Raw genomic sequence first — 26,394 nt, forward strand, 5'->3', positions numbered from 1 at the left:
GAAGTATGGATCTTGGACTCCACTACTTCACCTTCACCCACCCCGAGTGGGAGACCACGCTCGCCGACAAGTTGACCGAGACGGCCCGGATCGCGGACGAAGGGGGCGTCGACCTGTTCACCGTCATGGACCACTGGTTCCAGATGGAGCAGGCCGGCGGCCCCTTCGAGCCGATGCTCGAGGGCTACACCACGCTCGGCTACCTGGCCGGGATCACCGACAACGTACGCCTCAGCCTTCTCGTCACCGGAGTGACCTACCGCCACCCGGGGCTGCTCGCCAAGACCGTGACCACGCTCGACCGGCTCTCCGGTGGCCGTGCGCTGCTGGGTATCGGCGCGGCGTGGTACGAGCGTGAGCACCAGGGGCTCGGCGTGCCGTACCCGTCGACCGCCGAGCGGTTCGAGCGCCTGGAGGAGACCCTGGAGATCTGCCGCCAGATGTGGTCGGAGAACGACGGCGCCTACGAGGGCAAGCACTACCAGCTCGCCGAGACGATCTCGCTGCCGCAGCCGGTCAACGGCACGGTCCCGGTCCTGATCGGCGGGGGAGGCGAGAAGAAGACGCTGCGCCTGGTCGCCAAGTACGGACAGGGCACCAACCTCTTCGGCGGCCCCGGCCCCGAGGCGGTCGAGTCCGTCCGGCACAAGCTCGAGGTGCTCCGCGGCCACTGTGACGACCTCGGCACCGACTACGACGCGATCGAGAAGACGATCCTCTTCCAAGGCCCCTCGGTCGAGGACCCGGACGCCTTCTTGAAGTCGATGGAGGAGTACGCCGCCCTGGGCGTCACGCTCGTCGGGCTGATGCCCACTCCCTACGTCGACCCGGTGCCGTGGGCCACCACGCTCGTCGACCTGGTGCCGCGGCTGAAGGAGATCTGACAGGCGCAACCTCCTGGGCCGGCGACGTACACTTGTTCCAACCACGTTGCCAGCCTGACTCGTCGAGTCTTCAGGGCAGCACGAAAGGTGGACGTCATGACGACGTCACCGACAGTCGAACTCGCCCCCCGTGTTCGCGTCGATCTTCGGATCCGCCTGGACAACGGCTTCAGCTCTGGGCCGCTCGACGGTGCCTGGTGGCCGCAATCACGCGACCTTCAGGCCGAGGCCGCCGACCTCATCGACCGCTTTCCGCACCGCGTGGGCCGGATCTCGCGCCTGCTGTTCTCCCGGCCTGACTGGGACCTGGACCCGGGAGCGCCCAGCATCCGCAAGATCCGCGCTGCGCGCGGGATGGTGAAGGTCGGCTCGTTCCCGTCCGACGACACCCACCTCGTAGTGCTGTCGATGGCTACCGGGGAGCGGCTACGCCTGCTGGTCGTGCCTCACGACACCGATCCCGAGCTCGCCGAGCGGATCATGGAGGTGGCGGCCGACGACCGCAACACCAACGGCCCGGCGCAGCTGCTTGGCCTCGACGGTCCCGACCAGAGCAAGATCGGCCAGGAGGTCTGGGACGACGACGGGGGAGCCTCCTGACCTGAGGACGGGTCAACGACGCCCCGCGGGCGCGGACCGGCGCAGCGTCGCAGCGATGACTGCGCGGGTCTCTGCGGGGTCGATGACGTCGTCGATCTCGAGCATCCGGGCGGCGTTGAGAGCACTGGCCGCCTTGCGGTACTCCTCGGTGAGCGCGGTGACCCGCTCCTCGCGCTCGGCCTCGGGCATCTCGGCCAGCTCGGCGGCCATCGAGAGACGTACGGCGCCTTCCAGGCCCATCGGGCCGAGATGTGCGTCGGGCCAGGCGACGGTGAGCAGCGGACGGTGGGTGCTGCCGCCGAGCATCGCCTGCGCGCCGAGACCGTAGCCCCGGCGCAGGATCACCCCGACCAGCGGCGTCGACAGCTGGGCCCCGGCGACGACCATCCGGGAGGCGTGCCGGACCAGGCCGCCGCGTTCGGCCTCGGGACCGACCATGAACCCTGGGGTGTCGACGAGCGAGACCACCGGGAGGTCCCAGCGCTCGCAGAGCGCAAGGAAGTCGGCGGCCTTGACCGATGCGTCGCTGGTGATCGCCCCGGCCAGGTGCGTGGACTGGTTGGCGAGCACGCCGACCGGGATCCCGTCGATCCGGGCCAGTGCGGTGACCAGCTCCGGTGCGTACGCCTCCCGAAGCCAGGTGACCGAGTCGATGTCGGCGAGCACCTCGACGACAGGACGTACGTCGAAGGCTTCGCGGTCGTTGTCGGGGAGGAGCGTCCGCAGATCGGCCTGGTCAGCGGCGTCGCCGCCAACCTCGGGCGGCTCGAGGTAGGACAGGATGGTGCGTACGGCCTCGACGGCCGCTGCCTCGTCATCGACGATCAGATCGATGACGCCGTTGGCAGTCTGGTCCTTGACGGGACCGATCTCCTCCGGCGCGAAGCTGCCGAGCCCGCCACCGGCGATCATCGCCGGGCCGGCCATCCCGAGGTTGGCATCGGGGGTGGCGACGCGGAGATCGGCGGAGCCGGCAAGCACCGCGTTGCCGGCGAAGCAGCGCCCGGACACCACCGCGATGCGCGGCACGACGCCTTCGAGCTCGCCCCACAGCGCGAACGAGCCGACGTCGAGCGCGGAGACCAGCGGGATGTCGGTGTCGCCCGGCCGACCGCCGCCGCCCTCGGTGAAGAAGACCGCCGGCAGCCGCATCCGCCCGATCACCTCGATCAGCCGGTCCGACTTGCGGTGCCCCCGCATCCCCTGCGTGCCGGCCATCACCAGATAGTCGTAGGACAGCACCGCGCACGGCTTCCCGGCCACGGTGGCGGTGCCGCCGACGATTCCGTCGGCAGGTGTCTCGACGACGAGATCGGCCAGGTCACGGCGCCGCTCCTGGGCGGCGGTGATGAACCGTCCGTACTCGACGAACGAGCCCTGATCGACCAGATCGGCGATGTTCTCCCGTGCCGTACGCCGCCCCTTGGCGTGCCACCGAGCGACCTTCTCAGGTCGCGCCACGTCCGTGGTGAGGAAGCGGCGGGCGTACAGCTCGGTCAGTCCCGTGGCGGGCGTGTCGTCGGTCACGGGGCACATGGTGCCACGGGTGCCGGTGGCCGTACGGCGGTTATCCGGTGACGATCGGAAAGGCGTGATCGGGCGCCTCGAGCACCCCCAGGAGGCGCTGCAGCATCCCGAGGTCTCCGGCGTGCTCGATCCCATCGAGGCTCCGCGCGCCGAGCAGACCGGCGAGCTGAGGCCGGGTGAGCGTCACAGTGAGACCCGCGGCCGGGTCCGCGGCGGCGTCGCGCCGGTGGACGAGCACGCCGTTGTGCAGCCGGGCATGCCACCAGCCGCCCTCGGGCGTGCCGTCGTGGTCGAGCAGGTGCCAGTCGATCCGCAGATCGAGGTCCCACGCGCGCGGGCCGTCGACCCGGATCGCCAGCGAGTCCAGCAGCTGCGAGACCGAGAGTGCGGCGAGCAGACCACCGCCGCCACCACGCGGTGGCACCTTCGGGCCGTCGAGGAGCTCTCGGGAGCCGGTGAGGTAGATGTTGCGCCAGGTGGCGTTCTCCGCGCCGTGCCCGAGCCGGGTGTACACCTCGGCCAGCAGCTCTCGCGCCCCGCTCGCGTCGGGGGCGGCGAAGACCACGTGGTTGAGCAGCGTGGCGGCGAAGCGAAGGTCGCCGGTGTCCCCGCTGTCGACGAGCACCGCGGCACGGTCGACTGCGGCGGCGGCGCCACCGAGCAGGCGCACCCAGTGCTCGCCCTCTTCGGTCGGCGGCAGCTCCCACAGGTGTGCCGGGTTGGCGTCGTACCAGCCAAGGTAGCGCTGATAGATGCCCTTCACGTTGTGGCTCAGTGAGCCGTAGTAGCCGCGAGTCGAGGGCTGAGCGTCCAGAGCCGGCGGCAGGACCAGCTCCTCGGCGATCTCCTTGGGTGTCAGGCCGCGGTTGATGAGACGTACGGTCTGGTCGTGCAGGTAGGCGTAGACGTCACGCTGACCGCCAAGGAAGGTCTCGATCCGCTCGGCACCCCAGGTCGGCCAGTGATGGGTGGCGAACGCGACATCGGCACGTGACCCGAACAGGTCGATCGCGTCGGTGAGATAGCGCGCCCACAGCCGGGCATCGCGCACCTCGGCTCCCCGCAGGGTCACGATGTTGTGCAGCGTGTGGACGGCGTTCTCGGCCAGACAGAGCGCCCTGCGGCCGGGGAAGAGGATGTTCATCTCCGCCGGCGCCTCGCTGCCCGGCGTCAGCTGGAACTCCATCTCCACGCCGTCGATGACGCGCGTCTCCCCGGTCCGGGTGATCGAGTCTGTCGGCTCGGCCAGCCCGATGGTCCCGGACGCGAGCCGCGGACCGAGACCGCAACCGACATGTCCGTCCGGCGCGACCGGCAGCAGGCTGCCGTACATGAATCCCGACCGGCGGCCCATCGCCGGGCCGACGTAGACGTTCTCGGAGACCGCGTGCTCCAGGAAACCCTCCGGCGCCAGGATCGGTACGTCGCCGGCAGCCGCCGCGAGCACGGCCGCGATCCCGCCGAAATGGTCGGCGTGCGGATGGGTCAGCACCACACCGGTGACGGGACGACCACCACGGTGCTCCCGATAGAGCCCGAGGGCGGCAGCCGCAGTCTCGGCGGTGGTGAGGGTGTCGATGACGATGATTCCGACATCGCCCTCGACGATCGTGAGGTTGGCGAGGTCGAGGCCGCGGACCTGATAGATGCCGTCGGTCACCTCGAAGAGCCCTTGGAGCGAGGTGAGCCGGCTGTGCTGCCACAGCCCTGGGTGAGCCGTCTCCGGAGTGGGGGAGTCGAGGAAGGCGTCGGCGTCCGCGTCGAAAGCGACCGCGCCGTCGGCCCTGGTCACGACGCCGGGCTTCAGCGCGGCGACGAACCCACGCTGGGCGTCGATCTCCTCTTGATGGCAATCGCTCATCATGCCCCCAGCGACTTCACGAGATCGCGGATGACGCCGTTCCGCTGGATCTCCGAGGAGCCGGTCAGCACCCGGAACATCCGCAGCCGTCGCCAGATCACCTCGATCTCCGCGCCCCGGACCATCCCGGCCTTGCCGTGCATCTGCAGCGCCGCGTCGGCGATCTGGAAGGACCGTTCGGCCACGAACAGCTTGCACATGAACGACTCGATGCGCGGTCGCTTGCCCGCATCCAGGTCTGCCAGGGCGTCGTAGGTCATCGACCGGGCGGCGTAGTAGTCGGTCGCCATGTCGGCGAGCCGATGCTGGATCGCCTGCTTCTCCAGCAGCAGCCCGTCGAAGACGGTGCGGTGAGCGGCGAAGTCGAGTGCCAGCGCGAGCGCGCGCCGGGCCGCGCCGAGCGCGGTCGGGCAGTGCAGCAGCCGGTTCGCGGTGACCCGACCGAGGGCGATCCGCAGCCCCTGTCCGACGTCGCCGAGCAGGTTCTCCTGCGGCACGAAGCAGTCTTCGAGCACGACGTCGCTCTCGATGTTCTGCCCCGACAGTGGCAGGTCGCCGGACAGCACCTGGCAGCCGGGCGAGTCGAGGTCGACGAAGAACGCGGCGTACGACTCCTCCTCTCCGGCCATCCGGGCCACCAGGATCGCGAAGTCGGCGAAGGTGCCGCCGGTGCTGAACACCTTGCGCCCGCTGATCAGGAAGCCGCCCGGCGTGGGAGTGGCGGTGGTCCGCATCCGGCGTACGTCGGAGCCCGCGTCGTCCTCGGTCATCGAGAAGCAGCAGGCGCGCTCGGCGCGGACGACCGGCATCAGATACTTCTCGACCTGGTGCTCGGTCGCGTGCTCGAAGATGGCGCCGACCCGCAGCGGGCCGCCCATGTCGCCGAGCACGCTGGTGGCGAGCTGGCGGCCGGACGCGCCGATCTCCTCCTTGAGGGCAGCGAGCTCGGTGAAGCTCAGGCCCTGCCCGCCGAGCGAGGTGGGCAGGTGGATGCCGTAGAAGCCGAGCTCACGGCTGCGCTGCCACACCGGCTCGAGCATCGACCGGTCCAAGGGCGTCTCCGGGCCCAGACCGAGGCCGCGTTCGTAGTCAGCGAGCTCGCCGTCGAGGTAGTCGCGCAGCCGGGTGACCAGCTGGTCGAGACGCGGGTTGTCGGGATAGGTCGGGGTGAGGGAGAAGGTCATCAGCCGACCTTCCGCTCGGTGCCGGCCCAGTCGCGCTCGCGCAGTGCCCGCCGGTCGACCTTGCCGTTGCGGTTGAGGGGGAGTGCGTCGGCGAACTCGATGATCCGGGGCACCTTCACCCCCGAGAGACGCGTACGGCAGAAGTCGCGCAGCTCTTCCTCGGTCGCGGTGGTGCCGGGGGCGAGGGAGACGTACGCCTTCACCGTCTCGCCCCACTTCTCGCTGGGTACGCCCACGACGCAGGCCTCGCTGACGGCCGTGTGCTCGTAGAGCGCGGCCTCGACCTCGGAGCAGTAGACGTTGTAGCCGCCCGAGATGATCATGTCCTTCTTCCGGTCCACGATGAAGACGAACCCGTCCTCGCGGATCCGGCCCAGGTCACCGGTGTGCACCCAGCCGTCACGGAAGGTCTCGGCAGTCGCCTCGGGATCGTGGAAGTACTCACGTACGCAGTCCGGGCCACGCGCCACGATCTCGCCGATCTCGCCGGCGGGCAGCGGGTTGTGGTCGTCGTCGACGACGATCACCTCGGTGTCGTAGACCGGACGACCGCAGGAGAGCAGCAGCTCCGGGTCGTCCTCGATGCCACGGACGACGTCAGCGGAGCTGAGGAAGGTGATCGCGCTCGTCGTCTCACCCTGCCCATAACCCTGGTTGACGACCGGACCGAACGCCTCGACGGCCTCACGCAGCCGCGCGGGACTGACCGGGGCACCGCCGACGGTGATGCTCTGCAGCGCGGACAGGTCGCGGTCACGCAGCGTGGGGGAGGCCAGCACCAGGTTGAGCATGACCGGCACGACGAAGGTGTGGGTGACCCGCTCGCGCTCGAGCGTGTCGAGGTACGCCTCGACCTCGAACGCCGGGAGCACAACCACAGCCGCGCCCCGGAAGAAGCAGCCGAGGATCACCATGCCGCTGGCGTGGGTGATCGGCCCGGGGGCGAGGTAGACGGCCTCGGCGGAGAGCGAGCCGTAGGGGTTCATGGCGAGCTTGCGCATGTTGGCCAGCCGGTTGCCGACGGTCTGCACCGCCGCCTTCAGCGTGCCGGTCGAGCCGGAGGTGAAGTTGAGGACCGCCGGTGCGTCCTCGTCGACGTCGACGGCGACCGGTTCGGTCGTGCCCTCGGTGAGCAGGACGTCGTAGGCCGTCGTGCCGGGGCTCGTGCCGTTGTCGAGGTCGACGACCAGGCAGTCCAGGTTGTGAGCATCGACGATCTTGCGGACCAGATCGAGGTGGGGCCCGCCGGTGAAGACCACCTTCACCGCGGCGTCGAGCAGCACGTGCTCGACCTCGGCGGCTGCGAGCCGCGCGCTGATCGGGACCCGGAGCGCCCCCGCCTTGCAGATCGCCATCTCCGCGACGACCAGCTCACCTCGGTTCGTGGCCAGGGTGGCGACGGGAGTGCCCGGTGCGCAGCCGCGGGCGATGAGCGCGCTGGCGAGCAGGTTGGTGTCGTCCTCGAGCTGACGGTAGGTCCATCGGTCGGTGCCGGAGACCAGGGCGGTGGCGTCAGGGGTGAAGCTCGCGGTGCGAGTGAGATAGCTACCGAGATTCACGGGTGCCCTCCTGGTGGTCGGGGTCGCTGCTGTGAGCGCGGTCACCGAGATAATAGACAGAGTGTCCAGAAACAGTCCAGCCGTTCGGGAAAGTGCTAGAACAGTGCCCATGACGGTGGTTGAGGACCGGCGCAGCCGGCGAACGCGAGGGGCGCTCCGTGACGCGCTCGTCTCCCTGGTGCTCGAGCGTGGCTATGCGGCGGTGACGGTGGAGGACATCGTTGCTGCGGCCGACGTGGGCAGGGCGACCTTCTATACCCACTTCAAGGACAAGGAGGCGCTCTATGACGACGTGGTCGCCTCGGTGCTGCGCGAGCTCAAGGATCGGTTGGCCGAGGTGCTCGCTCCGGAAGACGCCGGGTTCACCGGGCAGCCGGTGGCCGAGGTCTTCCGGCATGCGTCCGAGCGGCCCGATGCGTACCGGATGATCCTGCGGGGAGAAGGCGACGGTCGTGGCCTACGGGCCTTCGAGGATGCCTGGAGCACTGCCGCCCATGAGATCTTCTCCGCGCGCGTCAACGCGAACGCGGTGCGCCCGCGGGTCGATCTTCAGGTGCTGGCGCGCGCGTGGGTCGGCGAGCAGGTGGCGGTGCTGCTGTGGTGGCTCGACGCTCCGGAGCCTCGGCCGGCGACCGATCAGGTCGTGAAGACCCTCGTCGAGCTCTCGCGGCGCGGACGCTTGTGGGCGACCGGGTTCGACCCGGAGGGTCGCTGATCTGAGGCAGATTTGGACAGGGTGTCTTGTGTGGCGCGGGTCACTGACCTTACAGTCGGACATGACGACCGTTACTAGACGCTCTGTCTAACATCTTGAAGGGCGAACCCCGTGTCCTACCGCACCCTGCTCACCGAGTACCCAGTCGGAGCGCGCCGCCGTGTGCTGCTCGCCGTTGTCGTGCTCGCCTTGTTCATCTCGGCCTTCGAGGGGCAGCTGGCCCCTGTGCTGCCGTTGCTGCTCGACGACCTCGGGATGTCGCTCAAGACGTACGGCCTCATCACGGCCGCATCCCTGATCTTCGGTGCCCTCGCCGGTTATCTTGGCGGCGAGCTCGCCGACCGCGTCGGCCGGGTGAGGATCCTGGTCCCGTTCATGTTCCTCTCCGCCGCCGCCTGTCTGTTTATGGCCACCGCGGACTCCGTGGCCCACTTCGCGCTCGCCCGGATCGTGCTCGCGTTCGTCGAGGGTGTCGCCGTCGCCGGTACGCAGCCCCTGATCCGCGATTTCACCCCGCGGATGGGCCGCGCCCAGGCCTTCGCGTTCTGGAGCTGGGGCTCGGTGGGCGCCAACTTTCTCGCTGCCGCCGTCGCCTCGGCGACCCTCGGCGTCTTCGACAACCAGTGGCGCTCGCAGCTGTTCATCATGGCCGGCGCCGCCCTCGTCGGCGCCGTCGTCGTCGCGCTCACGCTGCGAGATCTCGCTCCCGAGGTCCGCCGTGCCGTCCGCCTCACCGAGCACGAGGCCCACTCCGTCGAGGTCCCACAGGGCCGGAAGGGGCTGCGCCTCCTCGTCACCCACCGCGCCTTCTGGACTCACGTCCTCGCGATGTCGTTCCTCTACGTCCTGCTGGCCACCATGAACGCCTACGCCCAGACCATGCTCGTCCAGCAGTTCGACGTCTCGGTGCGGGTGGCCTCGGCGATGACGATGGTCTTCTGGCTGAGCAACCTCGCACTGAGCCTGGTCTTCGCCCGGTTCTCGGACCGCACCCAGCGACGCAAGACGTTCATGGTCGGTGGCGGTGTCGCCGCGGCGGTCTTCGTCGGCGCGTTCCTTGCGCTCATGGGCCAGGGGAGCGAGGCCTCGTCGAGCGTGGTGATCGTCCTGTTCGTCGGCATCGGCGTGGCGCTCGCGGCAACCTTCGGACCGTGGATGGCGAGCTTCTCGGAGCACGTCGAAGAGGTCCACCCCGACATCCAGGGCCGGGCCTTCGGTCTCAACCATCTCCTCAACCGCACCTTCATCCTGGCCACCGTCCTGTTCGCCCCGCGAGTGGTCGAGGCGACCGGCGGGTGGGAGCGCTGGATGACGATCGTCTGGGTCGCGACGATCCTGTTCGCCGTCACCGCGGCACTCGTCCCCAGCACGACCGGTCGTCGTCCGCGGGTCGACACGAGCGCCGAGGCCGTCACGCAGCCTGCGTCATGACCCGAACCCGTCGGGCGCGGTCGGACGATCAGGATCGACTGGTGAGGTCCAGCCGACCGACGGCTCGGGTTCACCGGGCGTTACGGGACTGTTGGTCCCGTAACGCGGCATTCACCCGACCGACCATTCTCGGAATGCCGGTCTCGTAATTCCTGGTCATCTGGCGCGCATGGGATGGGGGCACATCACCCCGGAAGGAAACCCCCATGCGTGCCCACATCCCCCTCGCCCTGGCCGCAGGAGCCGTCCTCGTGCTCAGCGGCTGCTCGGCCGGGACCTCGTCGTCGGCCTCGACCGGCGACGAGGTCATCCGCTTCGCCACCCTCCCGCTCGGCGACGACCCCAAGGCCACAACCCCCGTCACCGCCATCACCGATCTGCTCGAGGCCGAGACCGGCGAGAAGGTCGAGGTCACCGACGTACCCAGCTACTCCGCGGTGATCGAGGCCATCCGCAACGGTCACCAGGACATCGGCATCATGAGCGGCTTCCCCTCGGCACTCGCGGTCAGCACCGGTGAGGTCGACTCTCTGATCGCGTGGCCGGGGGAGGAGGAGCCGGTCTCCACCTGCCTGGTGCTCGAGGACTCGCCCTTGAAGTCCCTGAACGACATCGACACCGACACGGTCATCGCCTTCGCCGACCCCGCCTCGTCCTCGGGCTACTTCATGCCGACCCACATGCTCCACGAGGCCGGTCTCGAAGCCGACAAGGACTATCAGAAGCTGATGTCAGGCGGCCATGACCGCAGCTTCATCGCCCTGAAGAACGGCCAGGCCGACGTCGCCTGCACCTCCACGATCTTTCCGGCCATGGCGGGTCAGGGCGACCCGCTGTTCCCGTTCGAGAAGGGCGAGACGCGTTCGCTCGGAGAGAGCATCTCGATGCCGATCTCCATCACCGTGCTCGGCAGCAAGGACATGAGCGACGAGAAGCGTAAGGCTCTGCTCGAGGCGATCCCGAAGGTCTTCGCCGCCGAGAACGCCGACCAGCTCGGCGTGTACGCCGAAGGCATCCCCGCCGGGGTCGAGCCGATCATCGAGCCCGGCGAGGAAGAGTTCCAGCCGTTCGTCGACATCGCCAAGATCGCCGACGTCGACATCTCGGAGCTCGAATGAGCACGCTGGTCGAGACCCGCCGCGTAAGCCTGCGCGACCTGCGGGTCCGCTACTCACCCACCGAGCCGTACGTCCTCGACGGAGTCGACCTCGACCTCCTCGCCGGGGAGACCGTGGCACTGCTCGGAGCCTCTGGGTCCGGGAAGTCGACCCTGATGAAGGCGCTGACCGGCTTCGCTCCCATCACCTCGGGCGAGGCTCAGATGGCCGGATATGACCTCACCCGGCTCCGCCCGAAGCAGCTGCGTGAGGTGCGTTCCCAGATCGGTCAGATCTTCCAGCAGTACAACCTGATCGGCCGGCTCTCCGTGCTCACCAACGTGCTCACAGGGACCCTTTACAACGCCGGGCCGGTCAACGTGCTCGGCACCTTCTCCGCCGCCGACCGCCGGCGCGCACTCGAGCTGCTCGACCGGGTCGGCATCGTACACAAGGCCGACGAGCAGGCGCGTACGCTCTCCGGCGGGCAGCAGCAACGGGTCGCAATCGCCCGCGCGCTCATGCAGAGCCCGCGAGTCATCCTGGCCGACGAGCCGGTTGCCTCGCTCGACCCGAGGATGAGCCACACGGTGCTGAGCCTGTTGCAGAGCATCGCAAAGGACGAGGGCATCCCGGTGCTGGTGAGCCTCCACGTGCTCCCGCTCGCCCTGGCGCACTCGGACCGGATCGTCGGCCTTCGGCACGGATCGATCGTGGTGCAGGGCAACACCTCCGACCTGGATGCCGATGCGCTGGCGCCGGTCTACGACGTGCACGGCGACGAGGAGATGTGATGACGCAGCTCCTCGCGCCCAAACCAGTCGACCGGCCGAAGCTCGACGAAGCCTCCCGCCAGCGCCTGGAACGGGCCTTCTCCGTCCCACGCGCCCGCTTCGGTGCTGGACTGGCGATCGCCGTCGTGCTGTTCGTGTGGTCCTCGATGGGCGCCCAGTTCAACTTCCTCGAGCTGGGGGAGGGCGCTTCGAACATGGGGGAGTTCCTGCTTCGGCTCTTCCCGCCGACCTGGGACAAGCTCGGCACCATCGTCGATCTGCTCATCGAGACCCTGCAGATGGCGATCGTCGGCACCGTCCTGGGCGCCGTGCTCTCGCTGCTGTTCGCCTTCGGTGCGGCCTCGAACATCGCCCCGAGATGGGTCTACTACCCGTTCCGCTGGGGGATGAACATCATCCGCTCCCTGCCCGACCTGGTGATCGCACTGATGTTCGTCTCCGCAGTGGGCCTGGGCCCGTTCGCCGGCATCCTGGCCATGACGGTCGGATCGATCGGCTCGATCGGCAAGGTGTTCGCCGAAGCCATGGAATCGGTCGACCGCGGCCCCATCACCGCGATGGAGGCCGTCGGTGCCTCTCGACGCCAGATCATCCAGTACGGCATCCTGCCCAGCGCCGCACCGATGCTGACCAGCTACACACTGCTCCTGTTCGAGGGGAACGTACGCGGCGCCACCATCCTCGGCCTGGTGGGTGCCGGCGGCATCGGTCTGGAGCTCACCACCGCCATGAACATGTACGACTACGGCCACCTCAGCGCCATGGTCATCTGCATCATCGTGCTCGTCACGGTCATCGACCAGGCCAGCGCCATCATCCGAAGGAAGATCACATGACCCTCACCGACAACGGCTTCGAGCTGTCCGCTCCTGTGAACCTGCGCGACCTGGGTGGGATCCCGATCGAAGGCGGAATCCTTCGCGAAGGGTTCGCCATCCGCGCCGACGACCTCGCCCTCGCCGACCAGGCAACAGCCACCGGCCTGGTCGACGGCGGCCTGGCGGCCATCATCGACCTGCGGTCGGCCGGCGAGTTCGCGAACACCGGCCGAGGCCCGCTGGGGCAGCTGCGAGTGGCGTACCACCATCTGCCGTTCATGGACGAGGTCGGCTCCTCGGCGCAGGTGCCCGGCTCCGACGTGCTGGACCAGTCGACCTTCGCGGCGATGTACATCCGGATGTACGAGGCCGCCTCGGCGCGGATCGTCGCCTCGCTCGCCGTCATCGCCACCGCTCCCGGCGCGACGGCCTTCCACTGTGCCGCCGGCCAGGACCGCACGGGTGTCATGGCGGCCTCGCTCCTGCTCGCGCTCGGGGCGGAGGACGACGCGATCGTCGAGGACTACGCTCGTACATCGGCGAACTCGTCGGCGATCATGGCGCGGCTGGCACCGGTGATGAGGCCGATGATGAAGGCGCTCGGCATCGAGCTCGACGAGGCCGCTCGGGCGTCGATGCGCAAGGAGTTCTCGCCCGAGCCCATGAAGGGCCTGCTGCACCACCTCAACACCTCCTACCGCGACCCGCTGGAGCCGCTGCGCCGGGCGGGGCTCAACGATGCGCTCATCGCGATGCTGCGCGAACGGGCCCTCGGGTGAGCGTGGCCGGCCAGGAAGAGCGGGCCCAGCGCAGCGTCGGCCGACCCCGTGAGTCAGGGCACGACGAGCGGATCATGCAGGCTGCTCTCGCCCTGATCGACAACGACCAGCCGGTCACCGTCAACGCCGTCGTGGCCGCGAGCGGGGTCAGCCGGGCGGCGCTCTACCGCCGGTGGCCGAGCGTGACCGACCTGATCGCCGCCGCTCTCGACCACGGCCGGTCGTACGCCTCGATCCCGACCGACGGCGACCTCAAGCAGAACGTCATCGACGCGCTGTTCACCCGCCAACCGGAGACGCGCGGCGCTGCGTACCCGGAGCGCCGCCTGCGCCGCCGCCTCGCGCTGGGGCTCGCGGACCGCGACATCCAGCTCTCGTCGTGGCGGTCCCACGTCGGCAGGCGGCGTACGGCGATGGTCGAGGTCCTGCATGCGGGCATCGAACGCGGCGTGCTGCGGCCGGACACCGACATCGAGGCCGCGATCGACCTGATCAACGGGGTGTTCTACTACCAGATCGTCGTACGTGGCTGCGCGTTCGACGACCCCGAGGCGTTAGCCCGGTGCCGGGAGGCGTTCGAGACGGCCTGGCGGGGGATGACAGTGCGCTGAAGTGTCTACGCGGGGCCGTCAGGGTTGCTCGGAGCCCAGGGCGTCGATGGCGAGCAGTGCGAGCGCGGCCGCCTGGTCTCCGAGGACGCTGTCATCAAAGGCGGCGCCAGGGGAGTGGTTGGGTGCGGCGTCCTCCGTCGGTGCGGCGCCCAGCAGGACCATCGTGGTCGGGATCTGCTGGCTGATGAAGGAGAAGTCCTCGGCTCCCATGGTCGGCCGCGGCACCTCGACCACCCGCGGCCCGAAGCCGTTGCGAAGCGTCTCCATCGCCCGGCGGGTGTTCCCGCCGTCGTTGACGACGCTGGGGTAGCCGGTGTCGAGCGCGACCGTCGCCTCCAGCCCATGGGCGGCCGCGATGCCCTGGACAAGCTGAGGGAGACCCTGCTCGATGCTGGACAGCGTGTTCGGGTCTACGGTGCGTACGGTGCCGGTGAGCTGGACCGACTCGGGGATGATGTTGTCGGCACCGCTCCCCGCCGTCAGGTTGGTCACCGAGATCACGACAGGGTCGAAGGAGTCGAAGCGACGTGCGGAGTAGGTCTGCAGGGCCAGCACCATCTCGGCCGCGACCGGGACGGGGTCGAGCGTCTCGTGAGGGCGCGACCCGTGCCCGCCGCGTCCACGGAGGTCGATCGTCAGATGCGTCGAGCTCGCTGTCACCGTTCCGGGTCGGGTGAGGAAGATCCCGCGAGGTGCATTGCCGACATGGATGGCGTACGCCGCCACCGGCCGGGTGCCTGCTGCTTCGAGCACGCCCTCGTCGATCATCAGCCTTGCGCCGCCGTGGCCCTCCTCGCCCGGCTGGAACATCAGGATGACGGCCCCTGCCAGGTCAGAGCGGTGTTCGGCGAGCAGGTGGGCGGCGCCGACCAATCCAGCGACGTGCAGATCGTGGCCGCAGGCGTGCATCGCGCCGTTGGTGGAACGATAGGGGACCTCGGCGGTCTCGGTGATCGGCAGCGCGTCCATGTCGGCACGGAGCAGCACGGTCGGTCCCGGCAGCCCTCCGCGCAGCACCGCTGTCACCGACGACAGCTCCCGCCCCTGGGTGATCTCCAGGTCCAGGCCGGACAGCGCCTTCAGGATCCTGCGCTGCGTCGCGGGCAGGTGAAGCCCGACCTCAGGCTCTGCGTGGATGCTCCGTCGGAGCTCGACCAGGTCGGGAGCGAGATTCTCGGCAGCTGCGATGATTCGCGACGTGAGTGAGTTTCTGGACATCATGTCCAGAAACTATCAAACGATGGTCCCGGTCGAGCGTTGCGTTGTCACCACCACATCCGCAGCAAGGCAGTCAGAACGACGGCGACCGCGACGCACAGCACCAGCGGCAGGCGTCGCCAGAGCATCACGCCGGCCACTGCCACCCCGACGGTGTGTGCGCCGACCGACCATGTACATCCGTCGGCCAGGACCGCGGTGACGACCAGCGCACTGAGCAGTGCAGGCGCCATCAGCACGACCACTCTGTCGAACCAGCCCGGCAGCACTCGACCCCCGAGCAGCACTGGCCCGACCCCCTTGATGACGGCTGTGAGCACGGCGCACGCGATGATGAGGACCCAGATCTGGCCCGAGGACAGAGTCATGCGGGCCTCCTGGCGAGTCCGACCAGAGCGACCGCGCTCGCGGCGAGGACGGGTACGCCGGGTGGTGCGACCGGCACGAGCGCGAGCGCGAGCAGCCCTCCGCCCACTCCGACCCAGCGGGTGGTGCGATCGCGCATCTCGGCGATGAGCAACGCAAGAAAGAAGGTCGGGTAGATCGCGTCGAGCCCGAGCCGGTCCGGGTCGCCCAGGGCTTCACCGAACACGGCGCCGACCGCGGAGCCGAGCGTCCAGGTCAGGTACTGCGGCGCGGTCGTGCCGAACAGCAACCATCTGTCGAATGTGCCGTCACCGCGGTTGGCAATCGCCCAAGAGGCATCGACGACCGCCTGCCCCTGGGCGGCCCGTTTCATGGGACCCCCTGGAAGCGACGGCGCCAGCGCGATCCCCATCGCCAGAAAGCGCGAGTTCATCAGACCGGACGCAGCGAGCGCAGCGGGCACGCCTCCACCGCCCGCGACCACCGACAGCATCGCGAACTGGGCAGAGCCGGCGAACACGATCACCGACGTGACGATCGCCTGCGCGACACTGAATCCGGCCTGGCGGGCGAGCACTGCGAAGGAGAGGCTCAACACGAAGCCCACCAGCGCGAACGGCACCCCCAACCGCAACCCTGACAGAAATGAAGCGCGGGAATCGCCATCAGGTGCCCTTGTCACCTGGACAGTCTAGGAATGCATGGGTGACCGAGGTCAGGCCCGATCACAGCCCGGCGATTGTGCGCACCGCCATCGGTGCTGTGACATCCAGCTGGGAGCGGAACCGTCGACGGTAGGCCGACGGCGAGACACCCAGGCGTGCGGCGAAGGTGCGGCGGAGGGCCTCGGCACTCGAGAAGCCAGCATCGGATGCCGCCTGCGCGACCGAGCAGCCCGCTTCCAGCCAGCTGCGCGCGAGGTCGAAACGGACGCTGGCGGCGTACTCGGCAGGGCTCATCCCGACCTCGTCCTGGAAGAGGCGCGTGAGGTGGCGGGGGCTGATGTTGACGTGGCGCGCCAGTGAGATGACGCTGTGCCGGTACGCCGGATCCTGGGCGATGAGCTCCGTGATGACGCGCACCGGGCTATCGGGGACCGCGGCGGCGCGCAGGGGAGTGGAGAACTGGGTCTGCTCACCTGAGCGCCGCAGGTAGATGAGGAGCCCCTGTGCGACCCGACGGGCAGCTGCGGCGCCGAGGTCGTCCTCGACCAGGGCCAGCGAAAGGTCGATGCCGGCGGCAACGCCGGCGGACGTCGCGACGTAGCGATCGCGTACGAAGATCCGGTCGGGTTGCACGTCGACGCGAGGGAATCGTCGCGCCAGGTCTTCGGCGAACTTCCAGTGCGTGGTCGCGCCGCGACCGTCCAGCAGGCCGAGCTCGGCAAGCACGAACGCCCCGCTGCAGATCGACACGACACGTGCAGATCGATCGACCAGCGTCGCCGCGGCGGTGAGCAGCTCGTCGGTCACGAAGACCGAGGGCGCCTGCTCGCTGCCCGGGACGATGAGCGTGTCGAGGGGCGGAGCATCGGCTGCGGACGCGCTCACCGCGACGCCGCCGACCGACGTCGTCACCGCGGCGCCCGAGGGCGAGAGCAGGATGACCTCGTACGCCTTCGTCGCCTGGTTGGCCTCCACGAAGACCTCGGCGGGACCGACGTAGTCCAGCGCCTTCACGCCGTCGAACAGGAGGAATCCGATCCGCTTCGTACCAGCCATCAACGCCCTCACTGAGTTATGGATTGAGTATTCCATAACTTCCGAAGAGGTGAGCGGTAGATTCGGGGGATGGCCAGACCTCGGGAGATCTCAGTCACGGCGGTACGTGACGCGGCACTCGACGTTTTTCGCGAGCACGGCTATGAGCGCACCTCCATGCACGACCTCGCCGAGCACACCGGCGCGGGCAACGGCAGCATCTACGCGGCATTCGGGAGCAAGCGTGGCCTCTTCCTCGCGGCCCTCGAGGCATACTGCGGCGCCCGGATCACGCTGACGTCCGAGGCGATGGCGGGGGAGGACGGGGCACGTGAGGCCGTACGCCGCTACCTCCGCAGCATCGCCGACGACTGCACCGCAGACCCGCGGCGGCTCGGCTGCCTCATGGTGCGGTCGCTGGCAGAGCTCGCCGACCGGGACCCCGAGGTGGTCGGCATCTGCCGACGGACCCTCGACGCGATGGAGGAGCGGATCGCGGCCCGCATCGGGACCGGCACCGGAGCAGGCACGCTCGCGCACGAGATCCTGCTCTTCTCGCAGGCGCTGATCCAGGCCGGCGCCACCGCGACGTCACGGCGAGAGCTGCGGGACTCGGCAGACGCGTACGTCGACCGGCTCGCCCTGGCCTGACGCGTCCGATTCTGAGGGATTCACGGCCGCTCCGGCAGGCGACTCGTCGCGGTGTACGCCGCGAGGATGGTGGTGTCCTAGCTGTACCGATCCAACAGGAGCACCATGCCTTTCTTCACCACGTCCGACGGCACCGACATCCACTACTCAGACTGGGGGACCGGTCAGCCGATCGTGTTCAGCCACGGATGGCCCCTGAGCTCGGATGCCTGGTCGCTCGAGCGCAAGACGCTCGCCGACGCCGGCTATCGGGTCATCGCCCATGACCGCCGTGGCCACGGAAAGTCCGCCCAGCCCTGGCAGGGCAACGACATGGACACCTACGCCCGCGACCTCGCGGAGCTCGTCGAGCACCTCGACCTGCGTGACGCGGTGTTCGTTGGGCACTCGACCGGCGGGGGAGAGGTCGTTCGTTGCGCGGCTCAGCACGGGAACGGCCGCGTCGCCAAGGTCGTCACGATCGGCGCTGTGCCGCCGATCATGCTCCAGACCGAGGCATACCCCGAGGGGCTCCCGATCGAGGTCTTCGACGGGATCCGGGCCGGGGTGCTCGCCGACCGCTCGAACTTCTACCGCGAGCTCGCGCCGTCGTTCTTCGGCTTCAATCGCGAGGGTGTCGAGACGTCGCAGGGCGCGATCGACGACTTCTGGCGCCAGGGGATGCTCGCCGGGATCCAGGCGGCGTACGAGTGCGTGGCTGCCTTCTCAGCGACCGACTTCACCGAGGATCTGAAGGCTCTTGATGTGCCGATCTTCATCGCGCACGGTGACGACGACCAGATCGTGCCGATCGGGAACGCAGCACTGAAGTCCATCGAGCTGGTCAAGGACGGCACGCTCAAGGTCTACCCGGGCGCGCCGCACGGCGTGTTCGGCGCGTACCAGCAGGAGCTGATCCAGGACATCCTCGACTTCATCAAGAAGTGACCTGTGGTGCGGCACCGCATCGTGCGGTGCCGCACTCCGAGGGAGGGGTTACTCTGCACTGATTGACATAATGTGCATTATCGGCGCTTTATTCATCATCCGGAAACAGGGCTGGAGCGTTAGTGTTCAGCCGTGAGCGAAGACTTCGACCCGACCGCACACAACCGTGTCGCGTGGGACGAGCTGGTCGACAGCGACAACGAATGGTCTCGGCCCGTCGGGCCCGAGGTCATCGCCCGGGCACGTGAAGGCGACTGGTCCGTGGTGCTGATCGGCCACGAGCCGACGCCGCGCGACTGGTTCCCGTCCGAGCTGGCCGGTGCCCGGGTTCTCTGTCTGGCCTCAGGCGGTGGCCAGCAAGGTCCCGTCCTCGCGGCTGCGGGCGCCGAGGTGACCGTGTTCGACAACTCGCCCAAGCAGCTGGCGCGCGATGAAGAGGTTGCCGCACGCGAGGGTCTGGTGCTGCGTACCGTGCTCGGCGACATGCGCGATCTAGGTGCCTTCGAGGATGCGGCCTTCGACATCGTCCTCAATCCGGTGTCGAACGTGTTCTGCCCGGATCTGGCACCGGTCTGGGCGGAGACGTTTCGCGTGCTGCGTCCTGGCGGTTCGCTCCTGGTCGGGTTCATGAACCCGGACGTCTACATCTTCGACGAGGTGGCGCTCGATCGGCAGGAGCTGGTGGTGCGCCACCGGCTGCCCTTCAGCTCGCTCGATCTCTCCGAGAGCGACCGGACGAGGGCCTACGGGACCGGTCCGATCGAGTACAGCCACTCGCTGACCGCACAGATCGGCGGGCAGCTGGCTGCCGGATTCAACCTCACCCACCTGAGTGAAGCGCCGCACCACGCAGACGTCACCGCGAAGCATCTGCCGGCCTACATTGCAACCCGCGCGGTCAAGCCGTAGTCACTCCGGCGGTTCGTACGCCGCTGCCGTCTCCCGCAGCACCTCGCGCGCCGGCGAGAGCAGCACGGCGTCGCGGGTGTCAGAAGCGGTCGCCTTGACATAGATCCCGGTCGTCTTGAGGTCCTCGTGCCCGAGCAGCCCCTGGACCGCAGGCACCGGTACGCCGGAACGGATCAGACCCTTGGCGGCGCTGTGCCGAAAGGCGTGCGCGGCCTCACCAGGCTGTTTCGGGACGCCGGCGAGGCGGATCCAGGTCTCGACCAGGTGGTTGAGCGCCCCAGGGCGCAGCCGCCTTCCGGAGGTCAGCCGGAAGAGGCCGTCGGCCGGGTCAGGACTGCTGAAGCGGGCTTCGAGCTCGGCCAGATAGGCGTCGACGGCATCGACCGCCTCCGGCGGCAGCGGCAGGTTGCGCTGCTTGTCGCCCTTGCCGATGACACGCACCAGCGTCTCGCCGTCCGGTTCGCGCCGGATCGAACCGACGGTGAGGTCACACAGCTCCGCGGCGCGTACGCCGGTGGTCACCAGCACCGCGAAGATCGCCCGGTCCCGAGCCGGCCAGCGACGCCGGTCGGTGCCTTCACGCGGCGTCGAGGCGACCCGCGCCAGTCGGCGCAGCTCGTCGACGCTCCAGCCGGCAGGTAGCCGGCTCGGCCGTTCCGGCGCCTCGATGCGCAACGTGGGATCCACCAGCAGATGTCCCTCGAGCTGCAGCCAGTGGGTGAAGAGCCGCAGCGTGCCGACCCGACGCTGACAGGTCGCCGCGGCCGAGCTCTCCCGCAGCGACCTGTAGGCGATGCGTACGTTCTGGTCGGTCAGCGCCGCGATCGGCACCAGTGCCAGCACGTCGGCCTCCGGGCCGCCGCCGTTGTCGACGTGCAGCTGACGGGCCCAGGCGGCGATGTCTTGCCGGTACGCGCTGCGCGACTTGTCGTTGAGTCCGCGGCGCGTGAGTGTGGCCCGGTCGGTCAGGAAGTCCTCGACGACATCGCCGAACATCACACCATCGTCAGGTACACTCACATCCCCCGATATTACAGCCTTTTCGAACATTTCTGCGATAGGGGGTACTATCGCGGAATTCGCAGGACGTGGCAGACTCCCGCCGTGGCCGACACCGCTGTAGCTCACCGCACCGAACACGTCAACGGAATCGACCTGCACTGGGTGGAGTCAGGGCCGGCGGACGGCCGGCTCGTGCTCCTGGTCCACGGTTTCCCGGAATCCTGGTACTCGTGGCGCCACCAGATCGCCGCTCTCGCCGCCGCCGGCTACCGGGCCGTCGCGATCGACGTGCGAGGGTATGGCTGCTCCTCGAAACCTCGGTCCATCGAGGACTACCGGATGCTGCGCCATGTCGGCGACAACGTCTCCCTGGTGCGCGCGCTGGGTGCGGAGACAGCCACCATCGTCGGCCACGACTGGGGCGCTCCGATCGCGTGGACGACCGCACAGCTGAGGCCCGACGTCTTCACCGCCGTAGCGGGTCTCTCGGTGCCGTTCAGCCCCTCCGGACGCCGACGGCCGACCGAGGCGATGGCGCAGGCCGGCGGTGACGACGAAGACTTCTACATCTCCTACTTCCAGACCCCCGGTGTCGTCGAGGCCGAGATCCTGCCCGACGTACGCCGCTGGCTGCTCGGCATCTACTACTCGATCTCGGGCGACGGAGTGCTCGCCGCGGGCGGGGACCCACGCGGGGCGCTCGGGCTCGTGCCGCGCGGTGACCGGCTCTCGGACCAGTTCATCTACCCCACCGAGATGCCCGAGTGGATGACCGAGTCCGATCTCGACTTCTACGCACAGGAGTTCGCGGACTGCGACTTCTTCGGCCCGCTCGCGCGCTACCGCAACATCGACCGCGACTGGGAGGATCTCGCGGCCTTCAGCGACGTGCCGATCAGGGTGCCGTCGCTTTTCGTCGCCGGCGAGTACGACGGGCCTGCGATCACCGGCCGCCGCCAGATCGAACGCTTCGACCAGACCCTGCCGGGCCTCACTCGATCGGTGGTACTCCCCCGGTGCGGCCACTGGGTCCAGCAGGAGCGCCCCGAGGAGACCAACCAGCTCCTGCTCGAGTTCCTGGCTAGCTCAGAGCCACGCTGATCGCCAGGGCGACGACGGCGAGCAACGGGATCACGCCCTGCTTGAGAGCCGCGCTGCGCTTGTCGGGCGAGAAGACGAACAGTACTACCGCGGCGGCTGCCATCGAGCCGGCTCCGGCGAAGACCAGGGCCGAGCCGACCGCTGCGGAGCACGCCGGGTGCAGGACGATGCCGACCGCGGTGACGATGGCGAGGAACAGGTTGTAGAAGCCTTGGTTGAAGGCCAGCTCCTTGGTCGCTTCGGCTTCCTCGGCGCCGATCCCGAACACCGCACGCGTCTTCGGGCTCGTCCAGGTCAGCGACTCCATGACGAAGATGTAGACGTGCACCAGGGCAGCCAGCGCGGCGAGCACCAATCCAGCAACGACCATCACAGACCTCTTCCGGGTTGGGGTGCTCGAGCACCGGCTGAGCCTGACAGTAACCGATCCTCAGAACCGCACCGGGAACACCTCGGTGCGTGCGACGGCGGCGTCGCGCTCGGCGCTGAGTGCCGTACGCCGCTCGTCGTTCATGTAGGCGTCCAGCGAGGCCTGGTCCAGGAATCGGAAGAGCTGGACCTCGTCGGGCTGCCCGGGCGCGTCGTCGGCGATCGCCCGGTGCACCACTTCCCCGCCGTGCTCGGAGATCAGCTCCAGAACACGGTCCTCGTAGGCGTGGAGGGCCTCCGCCTCTCCCCCCTGCGCCCACAAGAGACAGCACAGGCGGATCGGACCGTCCGAACGAATTGACATGCCGGCCACGGTATCGGACGACATCGGGCATGGGTGCTGCCGAGATCGGGTACCTGCTCTCCCTATGGAGAGCAGCGTCTTGGACATGGTGGGTGCCACGGTCGTGGTGCTCATCGTGCTGATGGTGCTCGCGGCCACGGCCGGTTTCTTGCTGGCGAGGGTGGAGAGACGGCGCGCGCGTCGGATCCACGACGATCTCGTCGAGATGCGTGACCAGCGCGGCGGCCGGCATCGCCGTTAGCGCCGCCGTTCCCTCGGCTTCCCGGCACAGCTGATGCAGGTGCGCGCCACCGGGCGCGCTTCGAGCCGGCCGTCGCCGATCGGCCGGCCGCAGTCCTCGCAGGTCCCGTACGTCCCGGAGTCCACGCGCTCCAGGGCAAGGTCGATCTCGGCGAGATGCTGTCGAGCCTGACGTACGAGCGCATCGACCTGGGATCGCTCGAAGGCGATCGTCGCGCCCTCGGGGTCGTGCTCGTCGTCGGCGTTGGTGTCGCGCGAGGCTGCGACGACGGCGTCGAAGTCTTCGGTCAGGTCTGCCAGGCGCGCGAGCGTGTGCCGGCGCTCCCCCTCGAGCCGCTCGCGAGCCTGGTCCATGTGCCGACGGTAGCTGGAGCCCGGTGCTTCACGGACGGTCTGGACCGGGGCCGCCCGGATGGCGGAGGTCGTAGGCGGCGGCGACCTTCTTCGGTACGCAGAGTCGCCAGGCATCCACGACGAACTCGCACGCCTCGACCGGGTCGAGCGCGGCCAGGGACGACTCCACCCAGTTGAACCGCAGCTCCGACTCCCTGGGCATGTGGAACTTCTCCGGCGAGCTGGCGACCAGTGCGGCTCGCTCCTCCTTCGGAAACCCGAAACCCATCTCGGTCTCGTCCAGCGAGAAGGCGACGTAGACGATCGAGCCGACCCGGAACTTCAGCCGGCCGCGTACGAAGACCTCGTAGGACCGCTCCAGGCTCGAGCCGAGCCAGCGCACGTCGTCCACGGTTGCCATGTTCGGAGCGTAGGCGCAGACTCCCCCGACGGCACCCGAGTTTCGCGCCCATCGGCCTCGCCGCCGCGACATCATGTCCCCATGGCGGCGAAGGTGGATCTGAAGAAGACGCTCGACAGCTATCGGGCACGTCAGGGTGAGTTCCGGGTGCTCGAGGTGCCGCCACTCCCCTACCTGATGGTCGACGGGCACGGTGATCCCAACACCGCCCAGGAGTACGCCGACGCGCTCGCGACGCTCTATCCGGTGGCCTACAAACTGAAGTTCGCCAGCAAGAACGACGGCCGTGACTACGTGGTGCCGCCGCTGGAGGCGCTGTGGTGGGCCGAGGACATGGAAGCGTTCACCCGGGCGCGGGACAAGTCGCAGTGGGACTGGACGGCGATGATCATGACGCCTGACTGGGTCACCGAACAGATGTTCGACGAAGCGGTCGCGAAGGTCGGCGCCAAGGACCGCCCGGCGAGCCTGTACAAGGTCCGCTGGGAGACGCTCAGCGAAGGCACCTGCGTGCAGACCCTGCACATCGGGCCGTACGACGAGGAGGGCCCGGTCCTCGAAGAGATGCACGAGCGGTTCGTCCCCGAGCATGGCCTCCGAATGACGGGTAAGCACCACGAGATCTACCTCGGCGACCCGCGACGGGTCGAGCCGGCCAGGCTGCGGACGATCCTGCGCCAGCCCGTGCTGCGGACGTGACGGGCCGGCGAGGTTTCGGTGTACAAATGTTGACTCAAACTCTTGTCGGCGTGAGCGGGCTCACATTACTCTTCAGTAACTCGGGACGGAGCAGTCCCGCTCAGGTGAGGAGAGTTCCCCCATGCCTCTGCACGCATCGAGGACAGCACTGGCCACCGCGCTGGCCGTTGCCGCGGTCACCCCGGCCGCACTGACTGCGCTGGCCGCACCGGCGACCGCCGCTGACAACGGCACGGCCGTCGTATCCCGCGGCGTCGAGATCCCGGAGTTCTACAACCCGCCGGCCGAGCTTCCCGCGGCAGACGGTGAGCTCGTACGCACCGAGCCACTCCCCCTCGGAGTCGGACTCTCGATCCCGGGCATCGGCTCGCTACCCGGCACCGCGACCCGGGTCATGTACAAGACGACCGACAACAACGGCGCTCCGGCCGCGGTGACCGGCGCCTACATCGAGCCGTTCGCGGCCTGGACCGGAGCCGGCGACCGGCCGCTCGTCGTCGTCGCGCCCGGCACCATGGGCCAGGGTGACCAGTGCTCGGCCTCGCTCGGTCTGGAGCGTCCGATCCTCTTCAACGGCAAGACCGTCTCGGTGGGCTACGAGGACATCGGGATCTACCGCCTCCTGGCGCGCGGCGTGGCAGTGATGGTCACCGACTACGTCGGCCTGGGCGCCACCGACCGGCTCCACACCTACGTCGACCGGGTCGACGGCGGTCACGCCGTCCTCGACGCCGCGCGGGCTGCCCGCGCGGTCCCAGACGCATCGGTGACCGCCGGGTCGCGGGTCGCGCTCTACGGCTACAGCCAGGGCGGCGGCGCGACCGGGTCGGCCTCCGAGCTCGCCTCGACGTACGCTCCCGAGATCAACCTCGTGGGTGCCTATGTCGGCGCTCCGCCCGCCGACCTGCGGGCGACCGCGGACGGCATCGACGGGTCCGCGCTGGTGGCGGCGCTGGCCTGGACCATCAACGGTCTCGCCCAGTCCAACCCGGAGCTGCGGCCGATCCTGGACGAGAACCTCAACGCGGCCGGCCACGCGGCGCTGGAGGATCTCTCGACGGCGTGCGTCGCGGACGGGATCATCGGCTACCCGTTCCGGCGCAGTACCAGCTGGACCACGACCGGTGAGAGCCTCGACGACATCATCGAGCGCGAGCCAGAGGTGCGGGCGATCATCTCCGAGCAGAAGCTCGGGCACGTGGCCCCGCGGATCCCGGTACGCCTGGCCACCGGCACCCAGGACGACATCGTCCCGCACGAGCAGTCCCGTCAGCTCGCCGTCGACTGGTGCGGGCACGGAGCGAAGGTGACCTACCAGGCGGTCGTCCTGCCCAACCTCGGTGACGGGCTGATCACCAACCACGTCACCCCGCTGCTCGTCGACCAGACCGCCGCGATCAACTGGATCACCGACCGGGTCAAGGGTGTCGCCGCCGGATCCAACTGCGCGTCGATGCCGGTTCAGCCCTGAGCTGTTCGTAGCCGCACGGACAGGCAGGTGACACAGCCTTCGAGCTTCTCGAACTCGGAGATGTCGACCGCCACGACCGTGTAGCCACGCTCCTCGAACATCGCTCTGGTCGACGGCGCCGAGTCGGCCATCAGCAAGGTGCGGTCATCGAGGACGACCACGTGGGAGCCTGGTTCCTCCGGGACGGGAAGGAACCGGGCTCCCCACACGCTCGGGTCGTCCACCAGCGGCTCGTGACCGATGACTGTGCCGTCGGGCAGCGCGGTGACGGCCGACTTGAGATGGAGCACCTTCGTGAGGGGGACGGCGACGACCACGGCGCCCAGCGGTCCGAGCAGCGCCCGGAGCTGCGCGATCCCCTCGGCGTTCGTACGACCGCCCTCGCCCACCCACACGGTGTCGCCGTGCTTGAGCACGTCACCACCGTCGAGCGTTCCGGGCGCCTCGATGTGGGCGATCCGATAGCCCCGAGCGCGGACGGCCTCCTCGGCCGCGGTGATCTCGGGGCGTCGTTCCAGCGCACCCGGCCGGCTGATCACAGCCAGGTCCCCGAAGACGACCATCGTGTCCTCGACGAAGACCGAGTCCGGGCAGTCGTCGGCCGGGTCGACCTCATGGGTCGTCCAGCCGGCGGAGCGCATCGCGGCGACGTACGCCTCCCACTGCTCGTGAGCCAGGTCGATGTCGACCGGGCTGCGCTCGATGTGGGTGACGAGTCCGTCGGCGAGGCGGGGCGAGGGGCGGCGTACGAGAGCGTGCATGG

The 26,394-nt window shown here is 68.9% G+C and carries 30 protein-coding genes; 16 read left to right on the forward strand and 14 right to left on the reverse strand.

The window, feature by feature from the left end:
- The first annotated feature begins 5 nt into the window (after positions 1 to 5).
- Both IEY84_RS17785 and IEY84_RS17790 read left to right on the forward strand, forming a co-directional pair.
- Positions 6 to 884, forward strand: coding sequence for an LLM class F420-dependent oxidoreductase (locus IEY84_RS17785; RefSeq protein WP_183549008.1), 879 nt, complete (start codon positions 6 to 8; stop codon positions 882 to 884).
- A gap of 96 nt (positions 885 to 980) precedes the next feature.
- Positions 981 to 1,484 carry a DUF5994 family protein gene (locus IEY84_RS17790; RefSeq protein WP_183549006.1) on the forward strand — a complete coding sequence of 168 codons (504 nt, stop codon included), beginning with the start codon at positions 981 to 983 and terminating at the stop codon, positions 1,482 to 1,484.
- A 12-nt stretch (positions 1,485 to 1,496) separates the two neighbouring features.
- On the opposite strand, the gene IEY84_RS17795 is transcribed toward IEY84_RS17790, so the two are convergent.
- From IEY84_RS17795 to IEY84_RS17810, 4 genes are read right to left on the reverse strand one after another with little or no spacing between them, the layout of a single operon-like run.
- A complete protein-coding gene (locus tag IEY84_RS17795) occupies positions 1,497 to 3,011 on the reverse strand; it encodes an acyl-CoA carboxylase subunit beta (protein WP_229788794.1) in 1,515 nt (504 codons plus the stop codon).
- Positions 3,012 to 3,051: 40 nt separating this feature from the next.
- Complete coding sequence (locus tag IEY84_RS17800; RefSeq protein WP_229788796.1) at positions 3,052 to 4,872, reverse strand: alkyl/aryl-sulfatase; 1,821 nt, start codon at positions 4,870 to 4,872, stop codon at positions 3,052 to 3,054.
- Complete coding sequence (locus IEY84_RS17805; RefSeq protein ID WP_183549001.1) at positions 4,872 to 6,056, reverse strand: acyl-CoA dehydrogenase family protein; 1,185 nt, start codon at positions 6,054 to 6,056, stop codon at positions 4,872 to 4,874. The genes IEY84_RS17800 and IEY84_RS17805 overlap by 1 nt, the downstream gene beginning before the upstream one ends.
- Entirely contained in the window at positions 6,056 to 7,615 is a 1,560-nt protein-coding gene (locus tag IEY84_RS17810; RefSeq protein ID WP_183548999.1) for a class I adenylate-forming enzyme family protein, read from the reverse strand. The genes IEY84_RS17805 and IEY84_RS17810 overlap by 1 nt, the downstream gene beginning before the upstream one ends.
- Before the next feature lie 109 nt (positions 7,616 to 7,724).
- Here IEY84_RS17810 and IEY84_RS17815 point away from each other — a divergent pair, with 109 nt between their 5' ends.
- The 7 genes from IEY84_RS17815 to IEY84_RS17845 all read left to right on the forward strand — a co-directional run bounded on the left by IEY84_RS17815 (position 7,725) and on the right by IEY84_RS17845 (position 13,860).
- Complete coding sequence (locus tag IEY84_RS17815) at positions 7,725 to 8,330, forward strand: TetR/AcrR family transcriptional regulator (protein WP_183548997.1); 606 nt, start codon at positions 7,725 to 7,727, stop codon at positions 8,328 to 8,330.
- A 111-nt stretch (positions 8,331 to 8,441) separates the two neighbouring features.
- The gene (locus IEY84_RS17820; protein WP_183548995.1) at positions 8,442 to 9,761 is read left to right on the forward strand and encodes an MFS transporter; all 1,320 of its coding nucleotides are present in this window, start codon (positions 8,442 to 8,444) and stop codon (positions 9,759 to 9,761) included.
- 206 nt (positions 9,762 to 9,967) lie between these two features.
- Positions 9,968 to 10,879, forward strand: coding sequence for a phosphate/phosphite/phosphonate ABC transporter substrate-binding protein (phnD, locus tag IEY84_RS17825; RefSeq protein ID WP_183548993.1), 912 nt, complete (start codon positions 9,968 to 9,970; stop codon positions 10,877 to 10,879).
- The gene (phnC, locus tag IEY84_RS17830) at positions 10,876 to 11,652 is read left to right on the forward strand and encodes a phosphonate ABC transporter ATP-binding protein (protein ID WP_183548983.1); all 777 of its coding nucleotides are present in this window, start codon (positions 10,876 to 10,878) and stop codon (positions 11,650 to 11,652) included. The genes phnD and phnC overlap by 4 nt, the downstream gene beginning before the upstream one ends.
- On the forward strand, positions 11,652 to 12,488 hold the full coding sequence (gene phnE, locus IEY84_RS17835) for a phosphonate ABC transporter, permease protein PhnE (protein WP_183548981.1): 837 nt from the start codon (positions 11,652 to 11,654) through the stop codon (positions 12,486 to 12,488). Before phnC ends, phnE begins: the two co-directional genes overlap by 1 nt.
- On the forward strand, positions 12,485 to 13,249 hold the full coding sequence (locus tag IEY84_RS17840) for a tyrosine-protein phosphatase (protein WP_183548979.1): 765 nt from the start codon (positions 12,485 to 12,487) through the stop codon (positions 13,247 to 13,249). The genes phnE and IEY84_RS17840 overlap by 4 nt, the downstream gene beginning before the upstream one ends.
- Positions 13,246 to 13,860, forward strand: a complete 615-nt coding sequence (locus tag IEY84_RS17845; protein WP_221209119.1) for a TetR/AcrR family transcriptional regulator — start codon at positions 13,246 to 13,248, stop codon at positions 13,858 to 13,860. The genes IEY84_RS17840 and IEY84_RS17845 overlap by 4 nt, the downstream gene beginning before the upstream one ends.
- An 18-nt stretch (positions 13,861 to 13,878) precedes the next feature.
- Here the strand turns inward: IEY84_RS17845 and IEY84_RS17850 are convergent, their stop codons facing one another.
- The 4 genes from IEY84_RS17850 to IEY84_RS17865 form a co-directional block, all read right to left on the reverse strand.
- Entirely contained in the window at positions 13,879 to 15,081 is a 1,203-nt protein-coding gene (locus tag IEY84_RS17850) for a M20 metallopeptidase family protein (protein ID WP_183548977.1), read from the reverse strand.
- A 44-nt stretch (positions 15,082 to 15,125) separates the two neighbouring features.
- Entirely contained in the window at positions 15,126 to 15,446 is a 321-nt protein-coding gene (locus IEY84_RS17855) for an AzlD domain-containing protein (RefSeq protein ID WP_183548975.1), read from the reverse strand.
- On the reverse strand, positions 15,443 to 16,066 hold the full coding sequence (locus IEY84_RS17860; RefSeq protein WP_229788798.1) for an AzlC family ABC transporter permease: 624 nt from the start codon (positions 16,064 to 16,066) through the stop codon (positions 15,443 to 15,445). Before IEY84_RS17860 ends, IEY84_RS17855 begins: the two co-directional genes overlap by 4 nt.
- A 103-nt stretch (positions 16,067 to 16,169) precedes the next feature.
- A complete protein-coding gene (locus IEY84_RS17865; RefSeq protein WP_183548971.1) occupies positions 16,170 to 17,165 on the reverse strand; it encodes a GlxA family transcriptional regulator in 996 nt (331 codons plus the stop codon).
- 69 nt (positions 17,166 to 17,234) lie between these two features.
- On the opposite strand from IEY84_RS17865, the gene IEY84_RS17870 reads away from it, so the two are divergent.
- From IEY84_RS17870 to IEY84_RS17880, 3 genes are all read left to right on the forward strand, one after another.
- The gene (locus IEY84_RS17870) at positions 17,235 to 17,795 is read left to right on the forward strand and encodes a TetR/AcrR family transcriptional regulator (RefSeq protein WP_183548969.1); all 561 of its coding nucleotides are present in this window, start codon (positions 17,235 to 17,237) and stop codon (positions 17,793 to 17,795) included.
- 105 nt (positions 17,796 to 17,900) lie between these two features.
- Positions 17,901 to 18,722: an alpha/beta fold hydrolase gene (locus IEY84_RS17875; RefSeq protein ID WP_183548967.1), complete on the forward strand. Its 822-nt coding sequence runs from the start codon at positions 17,901 to 17,903 to the stop codon at positions 18,720 to 18,722.
- Between the two features lie 132 nt (positions 18,723 to 18,854).
- Positions 18,855 to 19,631 (forward strand): class I SAM-dependent methyltransferase, encoded by a 777-nt coding sequence (locus IEY84_RS17880; protein ID WP_183548965.1) that lies wholly within the window; start codon positions 18,855 to 18,857, stop codon positions 19,629 to 19,631.
- On the opposite strand, the gene IEY84_RS17885 is transcribed toward IEY84_RS17880, so the two are convergent.
- Positions 19,632 to 20,651, reverse strand: coding sequence for a tyrosine-type recombinase/integrase (locus tag IEY84_RS17885; protein WP_229788799.1), 1,020 nt, complete (start codon positions 20,649 to 20,651; stop codon positions 19,632 to 19,634).
- A gap of 84 nt (positions 20,652 to 20,735) precedes the next feature.
- Here IEY84_RS17885 and IEY84_RS17890 point away from each other — a divergent pair, with 84 nt between their 5' ends.
- Positions 20,736 to 21,734 (forward strand): alpha/beta fold hydrolase, encoded by a 999-nt coding sequence (locus IEY84_RS17890; RefSeq protein ID WP_183548963.1) that lies wholly within the window; start codon positions 20,736 to 20,738, stop codon positions 21,732 to 21,734.
- Here the strand turns inward: IEY84_RS17890 and IEY84_RS17895 are convergent.
- Entirely contained in the window at positions 21,715 to 22,104 is a 390-nt protein-coding gene (locus IEY84_RS17895; protein ID WP_183548961.1) for a DUF1304 domain-containing protein, read from the reverse strand. The genes IEY84_RS17890 and IEY84_RS17895 overlap by 20 nt on opposite strands.
- Positions 22,105 to 22,164: 60 nt before the next feature.
- Positions 22,165 to 22,467, reverse strand: coding sequence for a hypothetical protein (locus tag IEY84_RS17900; RefSeq protein ID WP_183548959.1), 303 nt, complete (start codon positions 22,465 to 22,467; stop codon positions 22,165 to 22,167).
- A gap of 64 nt (positions 22,468 to 22,531) precedes the next feature.
- Here IEY84_RS17900 and IEY84_RS17905 point away from each other — a divergent pair, with 64 nt between their 5' ends.
- Positions 22,532 to 22,708, forward strand: coding sequence for a hypothetical protein (locus IEY84_RS17905; RefSeq protein WP_183548957.1), 177 nt, complete (start codon positions 22,532 to 22,534; stop codon positions 22,706 to 22,708).
- On the opposite strand, the gene IEY84_RS17910 is transcribed toward IEY84_RS17905, so the two are convergent.
- Positions 22,705 to 23,061, reverse strand: coding sequence for a TraR/DksA family transcriptional regulator (locus IEY84_RS17910; protein ID WP_183548955.1), 357 nt, complete (start codon positions 23,059 to 23,061; stop codon positions 22,705 to 22,707). The genes IEY84_RS17905 and IEY84_RS17910 overlap by 4 nt on opposite strands.
- Before the next feature lie 28 nt (positions 23,062 to 23,089).
- A complete protein-coding gene (locus IEY84_RS17915) occupies positions 23,090 to 23,461 on the reverse strand; it encodes an MmcQ/YjbR family DNA-binding protein (protein ID WP_183548953.1) in 372 nt (123 codons plus the stop codon).
- A gap of 81 nt (positions 23,462 to 23,542) precedes the next feature.
- Between IEY84_RS17915 and IEY84_RS17920 the strand changes: the two genes are divergently transcribed.
- Together IEY84_RS17920 and IEY84_RS17925 are read left to right on the forward strand one after the other, a co-directional pair.
- The gene (locus IEY84_RS17920; protein ID WP_183548951.1) at positions 23,543 to 24,160 is read left to right on the forward strand and encodes a GyrI-like domain-containing protein; all 618 of its coding nucleotides are present in this window, start codon (positions 23,543 to 23,545) and stop codon (positions 24,158 to 24,160) included.
- A gap of 121 nt (positions 24,161 to 24,281) precedes the next feature.
- Complete coding sequence (locus IEY84_RS17925) at positions 24,282 to 25,631, forward strand: lipase family protein (RefSeq protein WP_183548949.1); 1,350 nt, start codon at positions 24,282 to 24,284, stop codon at positions 25,629 to 25,631.
- Here IEY84_RS17925 and ddaH read toward each other — a convergent pair.
- Complete coding sequence (gene ddaH, locus IEY84_RS17930) at positions 25,622 to 26,392, reverse strand: dimethylargininase (protein ID WP_183548947.1); 771 nt, start codon at positions 26,390 to 26,392, stop codon at positions 25,622 to 25,624. The two genes, IEY84_RS17925 and ddaH, sit on opposite strands and share 10 nt — an antisense overlap.
- Positions 26,393 to 26,394 lie beyond the last annotated feature (2 nt).

The sequence above is a fragment of the Nocardioides albus genome, from assembly GCF_014648255.1.
In the GTDB taxonomy this organism is placed as follows: domain Bacteria; phylum Actinomycetota; class Actinomycetes; order Propionibacteriales; family Nocardioidaceae; genus Nocardioides; species Nocardioides albus.